A 14,401-nucleotide genomic window follows, 5' to 3' on the forward strand; every position below is an offset into this window, starting at 1 on the left:
ATCTACAACAGGAACAGGCTGGCGAGGCCCAGGAAAATAAAGAAACCACCCGAGTCGGTACACGCCGTGATCAGCACGCTGCTGCCCACCGCCGGGTCTTTGCCGAAACGCTCCATCATGGTGGGAATCAGCACCCCCATGGTGGCGGCCAACATCAGGTTCAGCGTGGTGGCCGCCAGCATCACCAGGCCCAGCGAGAAGCTGCCGTACAGCATCCAGGCCAGCACGCCCAGCGCGCCACCCCATACCACGCCATTGATCACCGACACGCCCAGCTCTTTGCGCCATAAACGATTGGCCTGCCCCGGCTGCAACTGGCCCATGGCCAGCGCGCGCACGATCATGGTGATGGTCTGGTTGCCGGAGTTGCCGCCAATACCTGCCACGATGGGCATCAGCGCCGCCAGCGCCACCAGCTTTTCGATGCTGCCCTCAAAAGCGCCAATCACCCGGCTGGCCACAAACGCGGTGCACAGGTTGATGGCCAGCCAAGCCCAGCGGTTTTTCACCGAATCGATCACCGGAGCAAACAGGTCTTCCTCTTCCTTCAGGCCCGCCAGGTTCAGCGCTTCGGTTTCCGATTCTTCGCGGATCACGTCCACCATCTCGTCCACCGTCAGGCGGCCGATCAGCACGCCGTGCTCGTCCAGCACCGGCGCGGTCACCAGATCGTAACGCTCGAACGCCAGCGCCGCGTCGGCGGCGTCTTCTTCCGGGCGAAAGCTCACCACTTCGGTGGCCATCACCTCTTCCACCAGCGCGTCGGGGTCGGACACCAGCAGCTTGCGCACCGGCAGCACGCCCTTAAGCACGCCGGCCTCGTCGGTCACGAAAATCTTGTCGGTCTGGCTGGGCAGTTCATCGAAGCGGCGCAGGTAGCGCAGCACCACTTCACAGCTGACATCGGCGCGGATCTTCACCAGGTCGAAGTCCATCAGCGCACCGACCTGGTCTTCTTCGTACGACAACACCGACTGCAGCTGCTGGCGCTCTTCTTCGTCCAGGCCGCCCATCACCTCGTACACCACCTGGCGCGGCAGGTCCGGCGCCAGGTCGGCCAGCTCGTCGGCGTCCAGCTGCTCGGCCGCCGCCACCAGCTCGTGCTGCTCCATCGCCTCGATCAGCGATTCGCGCACCGCGTCGGACACTTCCAGCAGGATGTCGCCTTCGTCGTCGCTGTCGACCAGGTCCCACACCAGCAGGCGGTCTTCCAGCGGCAACGCTTCCAGGATGTAGGCGATATCGGCCGGGTGCAGCGCCTCCAGCTTGTGTTCCAGCTCGGCCAGGTTCTGCTTGTGGACGAGCGACTCCACCAGGTCATGCCGCGGCATGTCCTGACGATGCACCAAGTCCTCGACCAGCCGGTGGCGCTCGATAAGGCGCTGAACCTGGACGAGGTTGTCCTGCAGACGATCGGTAGGTTGTTTCTTGTCGACAACCGTCATGCACGTCTCCTTCCGCCCGTGGCGGAAATGACCATGCATCCGGCAAAGGGCGGGGTTTAGTTTTGAGCCGTAAGGGCTAGATCAGAAAGGAAATAACTGGGTAAGTCCATGAGTTACACCGCGCTCCTGCGCAGCTATCACGAAAGAGGCCGGATTGTAACATGCAGCCAGTACGACAGCCAGACGCGGCCGGGCGCCAAGGCGCATAAATGCACAATGCCGGCGCATGGCGGGCCTGGCCACATCACCGGGCCGCCGCAGCATGAAAAAGCCCCGGCCGGGCTTAGCAGCACAGGCCGGGGTTTTTGCGATGATCCTGTGTTATGGCGTATCGGCCAGCGGCATGCGCCGCAGGATGATGCGCGTCTTGCGCGCCAGCCCCGGCGCGTTGCGGTGCTCATCATAAAAACGCGGGTTGGGCACCATCGCGGCCAACTTGGCCGCCTGCCCGGCCGACAGCCGCGCCGCCGACGTACGGTAGTAGTGCCGAGCTGCCGCCTCGGCACCAAATACGCCGTTACCCCACTCGATCACGTTCAGGTAAATCTCGAAGATGCGGCGCTTGTCCATTACTGCTTCAAGCATCACCGTAATCATGGCCTCTTCCAGCTTGCGCCACGGTGTTCTCTTACTGGAGAGGAACAGGTTTTTGGCTAGCTGCTGGCTGATGGTGGAGCCACCGGCCACGATGCGGCCCTGCTTCAGGTTCTTTTCGAACGCGGCCTCGATACCGTCCCAGTCAAAGCCCTCGTGATCGACGAACTTGGCGTCTTCGGACGCGATCAGCGCACGCTTGAGATTGGGCGAGATGCGCTCGTAGGGCACCCATTTGTGGCGCAGCTCGGCCTCGGGGTCTTCTTCCTGCAGGCGGGCCAGTTGCTCAGTCATGAACGCGCTGGCCGACGGGTTGAAACTGCGCCAGTACACGATGTGGCCGAAGATCCACAGGTTGTACAGAAAAAGGGCGGCCAACAAGGCCGCCCCGATGCGTAAGGACCAGCGCAACACTTAGGCCAGTACCTCGCGCAGCATATTGGTGACTTTACGCGTTTCCGGCTGTACGCCACGCCAGATGCGGAACGACTCCGCCGCCTGCTCTACCAGCATGCCCAGACCATCGGCCAGCATGCCGGCCTGCTCGCTTTGGGCGCGGCGCAGGAATGGGGTCAGGCCACGGCTGTACACCATGTCATAAGCCAGCGCACCCGGGGCAAACACACCGGCCGGCAGCGGCGGCAGTTCGCCCTGCAGGCTGGTGGAGGTGCCGTTGATGATGATGTCGAACTGGCGACCGGCCAGCGCGTCGTAGCCGGCGGCTTCGATCTGGCCCAGGCTGGCAAACTGGGCAGCCAGCGCCTCGGCCTTGGCCACGGTACGGTTGGCAATGGTCAGGCTGGACGGCTGCTCTGCCAGCAAGCTGGGCAGGACACCGCGCACGGCGCCACCAGCACCCAGCAGCAGCACGCGCTTGCCGGCCATCGGCACGTCCATGTTTTCCACGATATCGCGCACCAGGCCAACGCCGTCGGTGTTGTCGCCGTAAACCTTGCCGTCACGGAAGGTCAGCGTGTTCACCGCTTCGGACAGGCGGGCACATTCGGTCACTTCATCGGCAAAGCGGAAAGCATCGCCCTTGAACGGCAGGGTCACGTTCAGGCCGCGGCCACCCGCCGCAACAAAGGCGGAGACCACCTCGTCAAACTTGCCGATGTCGGCAAACAGCTTCTCGTACTGCAAGTGCTGGCCGGTAGCGGTGGCAAACTCGGTATGGATGAACGGCGACTGGCTATGGGAAATCGGGTTGCCAATAACAGCGTAACGATCAGTCATGATTCACTATCTCTGATAAGGGTAAGTCAGCAAGTCGGTGGCAGCCGCTTGGCCGACGAAAGCACACTTTGCCTTGTCGGACACGAAACTGCAACCGCCTGCGCCTTAGCCCTGCATCCACGGCAGCCCGGCGGCTTTCCAGCCATTGACGCTGCCACGGTGCTGAGCCGCGTCACGGTCGCCTTCAAAGCCTTCCAGCACGTTGTAAACCTGGCTGTAGCCGGCCTCGGCGGCCAACCTGGCGGCCTCGTCGGAACGGGCACCACTACGGCAGATGAACAGCACGGTCGCCGACTTGTCCACCTGCTGTTGCAGCTGGGTCACAAAGCCGGGGTTGGGCACCATACCCGGATAGCTACGCAATTCGATACGGACGGCATCGGGCACCACACCAACAAACTGCCATTCGGCCGCGCTGCGCACATCCACAATCACGCTACCGGGCAGCTGCTGGCGCAAGGCCCAGGCCTCGGCCGGGCTAACGGCACCGCTGTAGGCCAGCCCCAGTTGTGCGCCACGGGCCGCCGCAGCAGCCAGAATGTTCTCCACGTTCATGCTGAACTCCTGAAAGACAGAAAAAAGAAGGCAGGGCAACTTGTGCGTGGGGTTGATTGTCATCACGACATCACGTCACAGTTTGCATAATAATGGCTGCCATCATGCAGCCTAGCGCACAGGCAAGCAAGCGCACCATCGCACCAAAATTGAGCACCAAATTGGCGCATGCACCAAAGATGGGCTTTTATATTGATATTTCATCGCCGTGCACGCACCAAGCAGTACCCAAACCGCACCAAATCGCTGGCACGGTTCATGCTTTAAGCCCGACACACCTGTTTTGTGTCATCCCGTTTGATGCACTTAGCTTTCTCTAGGAGATATCCATGGCGGTTGCAGACGTAGTCAAGCTCATCACCGAAAACGACGTTAAATTTGTCGATTTGCGCTTTACCGACACGATGGGTAAAGAACAACACGTGACCATCCCGGCTCACGTCCTGCTGGAAGATGCCGACGAGTGGTTCGAACGCGGCCACGCCTTCGACGGCTCCTCCATCGCCGGCTGGAAAGGCATTCAAGCCTCCGACATGCTGCTGATGGCCGACCCGGCCACCGCCAAGATCGACCCGTTCTTCGACGAGCCGACCGTATTCATGAGCTGCGACGTGATCGACCCGGCCGATGGCAAGGGTTACGACCGCTGCCCGCGCTCGGTAGCCAAACGTGCCGAAGCCTACCTGAAGGCCTCCGGTATTGGTGACACCGCCTTCTTCGGCCCGGAACCGGAATTCTTCATTTTCGACAGCATCACCTGGGGCACCGACATGTCCGGCTGCTTCGTGAAGATCAAGGCAGAAGAAGCTGCCTGGGCTTCCGCTGAAGAATTCGAAGGCGGCAACACCGGCCACCGTCCGGGCGTCAAAGGCGGCTACTTCCCGGTACCCCCGGTTGACTCCTCGCAAGACATCCGCTCGGCCATGGTGCTGCTGCTGGAAGAACTGGGCGTACCGGTAGAAGTACACCACCACGAAGTGGCGACTGCCGGCCAGAACGAAATCGGCACCAAGTTCAGCACCCTGACCCAGCGTGCCGACTGGACCCAGATCCTGAAGTACGTGGTGCACAACGTTGCCCACAGCTACGGCAAAACCGCTACTTTCATGCCGAAACCGATCGTTGGCGACAACGGTTCGGGCATGCACGTGCACCAGTCCATCTGGAAAGACGGCAAGAACCTGTTTGCCGGTGACGGCTACGCCGGCCTGTCCGACACCGCCCTGTACTACATCGGCGGTATCATCAAGCACGCCAAGGCACTGAACGCCATTACCAACCCGGGTACCAACTCCTACAAGCGTCTGGTTCCGCACTACGAAGCACCGGTAAAACTGGCCTACTCCGCCAAAAACCGTTCCGCTTCCATCCGTATCCCGCATGTGGCCAACCCGAAAGGCCGTCGTATCGAGGCGCGCTTCCCGGACCCGCTGGCTAACCCGTACCTGTGCTTCTCCGCACTGCTGATGGCCGGTCTGGATGGTATCCAGAACAAGATCCACCCGGGCGACGCTGCAGACAAGAACCTGTACGACCTGCCGCCGGAAGAAGACAAACTGATTCCGACCGTGTGCGCCTCGCTGGACGAAGCCCTGGCAGCCCTGGACGCAGACCGCGAGTTCCTGACCCGTGGCGGCGTGTTCTCCAATGAATGGATCGACGCCTACATCGAACTGAAGATGAAGGAAGTGAACCTGACCCGCATGACTACCCACCCGGTAGAATTTGCGATGTACTACAGCCTGTAAGCGATTCGACCCGCGTTACGCTGCAAACCCGCACCCACCATGGTGCGGGTTTTTTCATGCCATCCGGCTTGCATGCATGACGGCAGTCACTGACGTTTACCCGGCTTTGCTCTATCATGCGTCTGCGATGATTCACAGCTTACCCAACATGCGCCGTCTACTGCTTCCCCTGTTTCTGGCCAGCAGCCTGCTGCCGGCTACCGCCAGCACCATCTACCGCTACGTAGACAAGGACGGTCACGTCACCTTCACCAATATGCCGCAACCGGGCGCCCAGGCCATCATCGTTACGCCGGCCAACCCCGATACCGTCAGCCGGGGTAGCGTCACGCCCCGCCCAGGCAGCACCCGGGCACGCGCACCGGCGGCCAACGTCAGCGTTCCGTCGGTCGATGCCGGCACCCAACGCAACCGCGACGAAGGTCGCCGCCGCATCCTGCAGACCGAACTGGACAACGAACAGAAAGCCCTGGCAGAGGCACGTGCCGCACTGGCAGACGCCAAACGCAAGCCGGGCAGCGCGCCAGCACTGCTGCAACGCCTGCAAGATGCGGTGACCGACCGCGAGCGCAATATCAGCGCACTGAATCAGGAACTGGGCGGGCAAAGTGCACTAAAATAGTGCAACCACTACCCTTATCCTCACCTGCTGCCCTTTTTCGGGCATGCCGGGTGAATCCAGTCACCGTCTCGGGTCGCTACACCGGGCGCGGCAATTGCTAAGGGCAGTAGCAAGCACCGTTCGATTCCGCACGGTGGCAAGACAGGCACAACGGACGCCCAACCATGCCCCTACACCCGTATTCCGGCCTTGAGCTGCTCGACACACCCGTCATGATCGTAGAACGCAGCGGCCAACTGCACTACGCCAACCCCGCCAGCGAAAACCTGCTGGGCATCAGCCACAAAGGCCTGCGGAAGCTGTCGCTGTACGAGCACTTCCACGACGCCAAAGCGCTGCGCAACGCGGTGCAGATGGCACTGGATCACGCCGGCAGCTTTATCGAACACGATCTGGAGCTCACGCCGGAAGGCGACCAGGCGCTGCATATCGGCCTGACCGTTACCCCCATCGACGGCCCGGTACGCCTGGCGCTGGTGGAAATGCGCCCGATCGAACAGCAACTGCGCATCGTCAATGAAGAACGGCTATTGCTGCAGCAGCAAGCCAATCGCGAGCTGATCCGCAACTTGGCGCATGAAATCAAGAACCCGCTGGGTGGCATCCGTGGCGCGGCACAGTTGCTGGAGCACGAAATTGCCGACCGCCCCGAGCTGCTGGAGTACACCGGCGTCATCCGCGAAGAGGCGCTGCGCTTGCAGTCGCTGGTAGACCGCCTGCTGGCCCCGCACCGGCGCCATATCGCCAGCGACGTCAATATCCACGAAGTGCTGGAGCGGGTACGCAGCATCCTGCTGGCCGAGTACCCACAAGGGCTGCTGGTGAAACGGGATTACGACATCAGCCTGCCGATGTTGGCCGCCGACAAAGAGCAGCTGATCCAGGTGGTGCTGAACATCGGCAAGAACGCGGTACAGGCCATGCAAGGCCACGGCGAGCTGGTTTTCCGTACCCGCGTCGCGCGCCAGGTCACACTGGCACGGAAGCGTCATAACCTGGCACTAAAATTGCAGATCATCGACAACGGCCCCGGCATTCCGGAGGAAATCCGCAACCATGTGTTCTATCCGCTGGTAACCGGACGCGCCGAGGGGACCGGCCTGGGGCTGACCCTGGCGCAAACTTTCGTGCATCAGCACGGTGGCACCATCGAATTCGAATCGCGGCCCGGCCATACCTGCTTCACGGTACTGATGCCGTTCGGCCCCGATCAATAACCACAAGGCGAGCCAATATGACGCAAACGGTCTGGATCATCGACGACGACAAGGCAATCCGCTGGGTGCTGGAAAAGTCGCTGTCGCGCAGCAACATCGCCTACCAGAGTTTTGCCAGCGCCGACGACGCGCTCAACGCCCTGTACGACACCATTCCCAGTGTCATCATCAGCGACATCCGCATGCCCGGTACCGACGGGCTGAAGTTTCTGGGCAAGGTCAAAGCCGAACATCCGGCGCTGCCGGTCATCATCATGACCGCCCACTCCGACCTGGACTCCGCCGTATCGGCTTTCCAGGGCGGGGCCTTCGAATACCTGCCCAAGCCGTTCGACGTGGACCAAGCAGTCGCCCTGATCGAGCGCGCGCTGGCCGAAAGCCGCAGCAGCAGCGGCGGCGCCGACAGCCCGGAGGCCATGCCGGCACTGCTGGGCCAGGCCCCGGCCATGCAGGACGTGTTCCGTGCCATCGGCCGTCTGTCGCAATCCAGCGTTACCGTGCTGATTACCGGTGAATCCGGTACCGGCAAGGAGCGGGTGGCCGAAGCACTGCACCGTCATTCGGTGCGCGCCAGCAAACCGTTCATCGCGCTGAACACCGCCGCCATTCCGAAAGACCTGCTGGAGTCCGAGCTATTCGGCCACGAAAAAGGTGCCTTCACCGGTGCCGTCGGCAGTCGTCGCGGCCGCTTTGAAGAAGCCGAAGGCGGCACGCTGTTCCTGGACGAAATCGGCGACATGCCCACCGAGCTGCAGACCCGCCTGCTGCGCGTGCTGTCTGACGGCCACTTCTACCGCGTCGGCGGCCATACCCCGATCAAGGCCAATGTGCGCGTGATTGCCGCGACGCACCAGCATCTGGAAGAGCGCGTCAAACAGGGCCAGTTCCGCGAAGACCTGTTCCACCGCCTCAACGTCATCCGGCTGCGGCTGCCGCCGCTGCGCGAGCGCAGCGAGGACATCCCGCTGCTGGTACGTCACTTCCTGGCGCGCAGTGCGGCCAACCTGAGCGTCGAACCCAAGCGCTTGTCCGAGCCTGCCATGCTGCTGGTGCGGCATTACGCCTTCCCCGGCAACGTGCGGCAGCTGGAAAACCTGTGCCAGTGGATTACGGTGATGGCGCCGGGGCAAACGGTGGAAAGCGCTGACCTGCCGCCGGAATTCCGCCAGGCAGCCGAAGCGGCGCCACACGACGCGGCCTACGTCACCAGCGAAGCAAACACGGCGGCGCCCAGCCTCGGCGCCGTGGCGGCCCACCCCACCCTGGTGGAAGGCGACTGGTTGCAACTGCTGGCGCGCGAAGTCAGCCAACGGCTGGCTGCTGGTGAAACCGGCATTATCGACGACCTCACCGCCCGCTTTGAAAGCACCTGCATCAAGAGCGGTCTGGCTCATACCGGTGGTCGCAAGGTAGAAGCGGCGCAGCTGCTGGGCTGGGGCCGCAACACCCTTACCCGCAAGATCCAGGAACTGGGACTGGAACACGATTGATCACCCTGACACATTGCGCCCGACTCGATAACGGCCAACTGGACGCGCTGTCGCTACTGCTGCAAGACGTAGTGCACGGCGGCGCGTCGGTGGGCTTTCTGGCGCCACTATCGCGCCAGGACGCCATGGCCTACTGGCAAGGCGTGGCTGGGGAACTAGGCCCGCTATTGCATTGCTGGCTGGCCGAACACGACGGCCAGTTGCTTGGCACCGTGCAGCTATCGCGCTGCGGCAAGGCCAACGGCCGGCACCGCGGCGAAATCCAGAAGCTGATGGTACACAGCCGCGCACGGGGCCAGGGCATCGCCCGCCTGCTGATGCAGGAAGCCGAAACGGCGGCGTGGGCAGCCGGCTGCAGCACGCTGGTGCTGGATACCGATAGCGAATCGGTGGCGGCCAAGCTGTACCCGAAGCTGGGCTGGGTACACGCCGGCGACATTCCCGACTTTGCCGCCAGCCCGGATGGCCGGCTGCACACCACCCGCTATTTCTACAAGCTGCTGGCGCCGCGGTAAGCACATCCTCGCGCACCGCCAACGGCACGCGGCACCTTGCAGGCGTGCCGTTTTCATTTTCCAGCCAAGACATCAAACCAAGACATCAGGCCAAACCATCAAGCCAGCACGCTCAAACCCGGCAAGGTGGCAAAGCTCTGCTCACGCACGGTGTGCAGAAAATCGGTCATATACGCCAGCCTTGCATCGTCCTGGCGTAGCGCCGCGTACAGCTCGCTTTGCAAGCCAGCATCGCCGATGCGGGCACTGGCAATATAGCCACGGTCCAGATACGGCTTCACCGCCCAGAACGGCATCGCCGCCACGCCGCGACGGCTGGCCACCAGCTGGATGATGGCCACCGTCAGCTCCGATGTGCGCCGCGCCGGCTGCACGCCTGCCGGGCGCAACACCTTGCGCACCAGGTCCAGCATGCTGTCCGGCACCGGGTAATGGATCAACGTTTCGTCGGCAAAATCCTCGGCCTGCCACACCGCCTTGCCGGCAGCAGCATGGTCGCGCGCCATGATCACCACCATCTCGTAGGCAAACAGCGGCTGGTATACCACGCCCTCCTGCGGCTCCGCTTCGGAGGTAATGGCCAGATCAGCACGCCGCGTCAGCAACAAGCCCACCGGGTCGGCATGGAAGCCGGACACGATATCCAGCTCCACCGCCGGCCAGTGCTGGCGAAAGGCGTCCATCGCCGGCATCAGCCAGTCAAAGCAGGTATGGCACTCCACCGCGATGCGCAGCTCTCCCGCCTCGCCTTCGCGCAGCCTTGCCAGGTCGCGCTCGGCTTGGGCCACGTTGGCCGCCACCTGTCGCGCCAGTGTCAGCAAGCGCTCGCCTGCCGGCGTAAAGCGCAGCGGCTGGGTTTTGCGCTCGAACAAGGGCAAGCCGTAGGCCTCTTCCAGCGACTTCAGCTGGTGCGACAACGCCGACTGGGTAAGGAACACGCGCTTGGCCGCCTGCGACACGCTGCCGCACTCTGCCAGCGCCAGCAGGGTTCGCAGATGGCGGAGTTCGAGCTGGCTTTGCATCATGAATTACCTTAATGATCAACGTTAAAATAATGAAATTGCCTCATGATTGTAGATGCCGCATGCTGAATGCACAACATTCATCAGCAAAGGCATTCCACATGAGCCAAGTTCATCTTCTGGGTTTCCCCCGCATCGGCGCCAAGCGGGAACTCAAATTCCTTCTGGAGCAATACTGGCGCGGCGACATCGCCGAGCAGGCCTTGCAGCAAGGTGCCCGGGATCTACGCCAGCGCCACTGGCTGCTGCAAAAAGGCGCCGGCGTCGACCTGAGCCCGGTTGGCGATTTCTCGCTGTACGACCACGTACTGGATGCGCAAATTCTGGTTGGCGCCATCCCGCCGCGCTTCGGCTTCGATGCGGCCAACCTCAGCCAGGCACAGTACTTTGAGCTGGCACGCGGTAACGCCAGCCAGCATGCGCTGGAAATGACCAAGTGGTTCGATACCAACTACCACTACCTGGTACCGGAGTGGCACGCCAATACCGCCTTTGCGGCCAACCCCGCCCCGTTGCTGGCACAAGTAGCCGAGGCGCAGGCGCTGGGGCTGAAAGCCAAACCGGTACTGGTCGGCCCGCTTACCCTGCTGTGGCTGGGCAAGTGCAAAGGCGCCGACTTCGATCGCCTCAGCCTGCTGCCGGCCCTGCTACGCAGCTACCAAGCGCTGCTGACCGCGCTGAATGACGCCAAAGTGGATTGGGTACAGCTGGACGAACCTATCCTGGCGCTGGACCTGCCAGCCGAATGGCTCGCAGCCTTCCGCATCACCTATCAAACGCTGGCGGCTACGCCGCTCAAGCTGCTGCTGGCCACCTACTTCGGCAGCGTGGCCGAGCATGCCGACCTGCTGCACAGCCTGCCACTAGCCGGCGTGCATCTGGACCTGGTGCGCGCGCCGGAACAGCTGGCCACCTTACTGCAAGGTTGGCCGCAAGGCCGTGTGCTGTCCGCCGGCCTGATCGACGGTCGCAATATCTGGCGCAATGACCTGTCCGCCACGCTGGCCCGCGCCGACCAGCTACGGCAGCTACTGGGCGAGCAGCTGTGGCTGGCACCCAGCTGCAACCTGCTGCACACCCCGGTCGATCTGGCGCAGGAAGTGCAACTGGATGTCGATCTGAAGAGCTGGCTGGCCTTCTCGGTGCAGAAGCTGAACGAGCTCAAACTGCTCAAGCGCGGCCTGGTACAAGGCCGTGACAGCATCAGCAACGAACTGGCTGCCAGCGATTTTGCCAACCAGCAACGGCGCCAGCATCCGCGCATCCATCGTACCGATGTCAGCGCGCGCCTGGCCACGCTGCCGCCAGACAGCGACCGTCGCCACAGCCCCTATCCGGTACGGGCTGCCGCCCAAGCCGCGTGGCTGAAACTGCCGCTGCTGCCCACCACGACGATCGGCTCGTTCCCGCAAACCGCCGAGATCCGCAGCGCCCGTGCCGCGTTCAAACGCGGCGAACTGGACGCTGCCGGCTACGAGCAAGCGATGAAAGCCGAAATCGAACTGGTAATCCGCAAGCAGGAAGCACTGGGGCTCGATGTACTGGTGCACGGTGAAGCAGAACGCAACGACATGGTGGAATACTTTGGCGAACAGCTGGCAGGTTTTGCCTTTACCGAATACGGCTGGGTACAAAGCTACGGCAGCCGCTGCGTGAAACCGCCGCTGATTTTCGGTGACGTCGCCCGCCCGCAAGCCATGACCGTCGCCTGGTCGGTATACGCCCAAAGCCTGACCCCGCGCCCGGTAAAAGGCATGCTTACCGGCCCGGTCACCATTCTGCAGTGGAGCTTCGTACGTGACGACCTGCCACGCAGCGAGGTCTGCCGCCAGATTGCGCTCGCCATCAACGACGAAGTACTGGACCTGGAAAACGCCGGCATCAAGGTGATCCAGATCGACGAGCCAGCCGTGCGCGAAGGGCTGCCTCTGAAACGGGCAGACTGGGACGCCTATCTGGCCTGGGCTGGCGAAGCGTTCCGCCTGTCCTGCGCCCGCGTCGATGACAGCACTCAGATCCACACCCATATGTGCTACTCGGAGTTCGGCGACATTCTGCCGGCCATCGCGGCGCTGGACGCCGACGTGATTACCATCGAAACCTCGCGCTCGGACATGGCACTGCTGCGTGACTTTGCCAGCTTTGCCTACCCCAACGAAATCGGCCCCGGCGTATACGACATCCACAGCCCGCGCATTCCGGCGGAGCACGAGCTGGAAAAACTGCTGCACAAGGCACTGGAGGTGATTCCGGCGCAACGACTGTGGGTGAACCCGGACTGCGGCCTGAAAACCCGTGGCTGGCCAGAGGTCGAAGCCGCCTTGCAAGGCATGGTGAACGTTACCCAGCGCCTGCGGAGCAAGCTGGCCGCAAGAGTCTAAAACACCGCAGACATCACTGGATCCAGCCCCCGCTTGCCTCGCAAACGGGGGCTTCTGCCATCACCGCTCTTCGGGCACAGCCAAAGCACCTGCCCCAGCGCCCTCTCATCACCAGAGATGCCTTCCATGAGCTAATCGGCACCTAGCCTGGACACAGGGCAACCACAGGGCAACCACCTGGCAGTAGCGACTAGTGCCGGGTACTGCCAATAGCAAAGCGGTATGCTGAAATAACCGTATCGCACCCAGCAGGCATCAGCACTAACCAACACCTCATATGCAAGCTCGCGGCCAAAACCTGGCAGTGTTCACTATAATCAGCCGACACAGGAGAGATTGACCCGGCTTGCAACGCGTAGCGGCCCTGACGTGGTCACCGTTCATAAGGAGAGGCAGAGGAGGCTTGATGGGGATATCCTTCGGTCGTGCCACCACATTTTTTGCCCTGATCTGTGCCGCCTGCTGGACTGGCGCGGCGGCTGCCCTGACATTGCGCTACTCGGGCAACCCTGACTACCCGCCCTACCATTGGTGCCGTAATAACCACGCCCTAACCGGTGCCAGCGTCGAACAGTTACAACTCATCCTGCCCGCCAGCGTGAAACTGCAACCTCAGCTGTATCCCTGGAAGCGCGTGCTGCAAAATGCCGAAAATGGCCAACTTGATATCATTCTGCCACTGCGCATTAATGCGGAACGTGCCCGTTACCTGCGCTTCAGTCAGACGCCAGCTTTTGAAAACCCCATTGCCGTCTTTGTCCGCAAAGACCGGCGCATCGACTTTCAAAGCTGGGACAGTCTCAAACCTTATCGTGGAGGCATGAGCCTGGGTGATGTTTTCGGCGATGGTTTCGACGAGTACATGGCGAGCAGCTTAACGATAGAAACCGCGCCTGATATGGCAAGCAATTTCAAAAAACTCGAACTCGGCCGCATTGACTACTTCATTACTGGCCGCTACGTCGGCATGGCCTATCTTAAAAAGCAAAGCATCACCGACCGGATTGTGGATCTCCCCAAACCGGTATCCGTTAGCAAGATCCATATCGGATTTGGGCGAAACGTTCCAGCCAGTGTCATAGATGAAATGGATAAAGCACTGAAAAAAATGGTCGACAGTGGTGCTGCAAGTGCGTTGCTAAAAAAGTGGGTAACCATCTATGGCGATAGTAACGACAGTGGTTGTTTCTAGGCGGTAACATCACTGATGACCGTCGTACCGCATAAACCGCAGGCCGGCGTGGGGTCGGCAGCGACGTGGCCGAGCTTGGGCGGTGAGTAGCCGAGGTCGGCAGGTATCGGTTCCGGCGGATCGGCTGCGTATGGCGGCCAACGTTGGCCGCAGGATCAACGTGGCGAGGGTGCTACTGAGATTGGGGGGGGACGTCGACCGCAGGGGGATATCGTGGAAACAGCGCACGCGGCGGTGGGTACGACATCGCAGTTTCACCGCGTCAATGCACAAAGCCCAGCTCGTTTGAGCTGGGCTTTGTCTTAAGGGAGTCTGGCGGTGTCCTACTTTCACACGGGTATCCGCACTATCATCGGCGCTGAGGCGTTTCACGGTCCTGTTCGG

12 protein-coding genes are annotated in these 14,401 nt (G+C 61.9%); 7 read left to right on the forward strand and 5 right to left on the reverse strand.

The window, feature by feature from the left end:
* Positions 1–2: 2 nt before the first annotated feature.
* The 4 genes from mgtE to ACK4FZ_RS08970 form a co-directional block, all read right to left on the reverse strand.
* Positions 3–1,445 carry a magnesium transporter gene (gene mgtE, locus ACK4FZ_RS08955; protein WP_144372490.1) on the reverse strand — a complete coding sequence of 481 codons (1,443 nt, stop codon included), beginning with the start codon at positions 1,443–1,445 and terminating at the stop codon, positions 3–5.
* A gap of 321 nt (positions 1,446–1,766) precedes the next feature.
* On the reverse strand, positions 1,767–2,450 hold the full coding sequence (mtgA, locus tag ACK4FZ_RS08960) for a monofunctional biosynthetic peptidoglycan transglycosylase (protein WP_409820025.1): 684 nt from the start codon (positions 2,448–2,450) through the stop codon (positions 1,767–1,769).
* A 3-nt stretch (positions 2,451–2,453) separates the two neighbouring features.
* A complete protein-coding gene (gene aroE, locus ACK4FZ_RS08965; protein ID WP_144372487.1) occupies positions 2,454–3,275 on the reverse strand; it encodes a shikimate dehydrogenase in 822 nt (273 codons plus the stop codon).
* Positions 3,276–3,380: 105 nt separating this feature from the next.
* Entirely contained in the window at positions 3,381–3,830 is a 450-nt protein-coding gene (locus tag ACK4FZ_RS08970) for a rhodanese-like domain-containing protein (protein WP_409819998.1), read from the reverse strand.
* A gap of 329 nt (positions 3,831–4,159) precedes the next feature.
* Here ACK4FZ_RS08970 and glnA point away from each other — a divergent pair, with 329 nt between their 5' ends.
* The 5 genes from glnA (at position 4,160) to ACK4FZ_RS08995 (ending at position 9,422) form a co-directional block, all read left to right on the forward strand.
* Positions 4,160–5,578, forward strand: coding sequence for a type I glutamate--ammonia ligase (glnA, locus tag ACK4FZ_RS08975; RefSeq protein WP_409820001.1), 1,419 nt, complete (start codon positions 4,160–4,162; stop codon positions 5,576–5,578).
* 148 nt (positions 5,579–5,726) lie between these two features.
* Positions 5,727–6,200 carry a DUF4124 domain-containing protein gene (locus ACK4FZ_RS08980; RefSeq protein ID WP_409820003.1) on the forward strand — a complete coding sequence of 158 codons (474 nt, stop codon included), beginning with the start codon at positions 5,727–5,729 and terminating at the stop codon, positions 6,198–6,200.
* Between the two features lie 164 nt (positions 6,201–6,364).
* Complete coding sequence (gene glnL, locus ACK4FZ_RS08985) at positions 6,365–7,417, forward strand: nitrogen regulation protein NR(II) (RefSeq protein WP_144372483.1); 1,053 nt, start codon at positions 6,365–6,367, stop codon at positions 7,415–7,417.
* 17 nt (positions 7,418–7,434) lie between these two features.
* Positions 7,435–8,907: a nitrogen regulation protein NR(I) gene (gene ntrC, locus ACK4FZ_RS08990; protein WP_409820005.1), complete on the forward strand. Its 1,473-nt coding sequence runs from the start codon at positions 7,435–7,437 to the stop codon at positions 8,905–8,907.
* Positions 8,904–9,422, forward strand: coding sequence for an N-acetyltransferase family protein (locus ACK4FZ_RS08995; protein WP_409820007.1), 519 nt, complete (start codon positions 8,904–8,906; stop codon positions 9,420–9,422). The genes ntrC and ACK4FZ_RS08995 overlap by 4 nt, the downstream gene beginning before the upstream one ends.
* A 98-nt stretch (positions 9,423–9,520) precedes the next feature.
* On the opposite strand, the gene ACK4FZ_RS09000 is transcribed toward ACK4FZ_RS08995, so the two are convergent.
* Positions 9,521–10,444: a LysR family transcriptional regulator gene (locus ACK4FZ_RS09000; protein ID WP_409820027.1), complete on the reverse strand. Its 924-nt coding sequence runs from the start codon at positions 10,442–10,444 to the stop codon at positions 9,521–9,523.
* A gap of 101 nt (positions 10,445–10,545) precedes the next feature.
* Here ACK4FZ_RS09000 and metE point away from each other — a divergent pair, with 101 nt between their 5' ends.
* Both metE and ACK4FZ_RS09010 read left to right on the forward strand, forming a co-directional pair.
* A complete protein-coding gene (gene metE / locus ACK4FZ_RS09005; RefSeq protein WP_409820009.1) occupies positions 10,546–12,825 on the forward strand; it encodes a 5-methyltetrahydropteroyltriglutamate--homocysteine S-methyltransferase in 2,280 nt (759 codons plus the stop codon).
* A 406-nt stretch (positions 12,826–13,231) separates the two neighbouring features.
* The gene (locus tag ACK4FZ_RS09010) at positions 13,232–14,017 is read left to right on the forward strand and encodes a substrate-binding periplasmic protein (protein ID WP_409820011.1); all 786 of its coding nucleotides are present in this window, start codon (positions 13,232–13,234) and stop codon (positions 14,015–14,017) included.
* Positions 14,018–14,401: the final 384 nt, after the last annotated feature.

Origin of the sequence: Vogesella sp. (genome assembly GCF_046297735.1) — a bacterium.
Taxonomy (GTDB): Bacteria; Pseudomonadota; Gammaproteobacteria; order Burkholderiales; family Chromobacteriaceae; genus Vogesella; species Vogesella urethralis.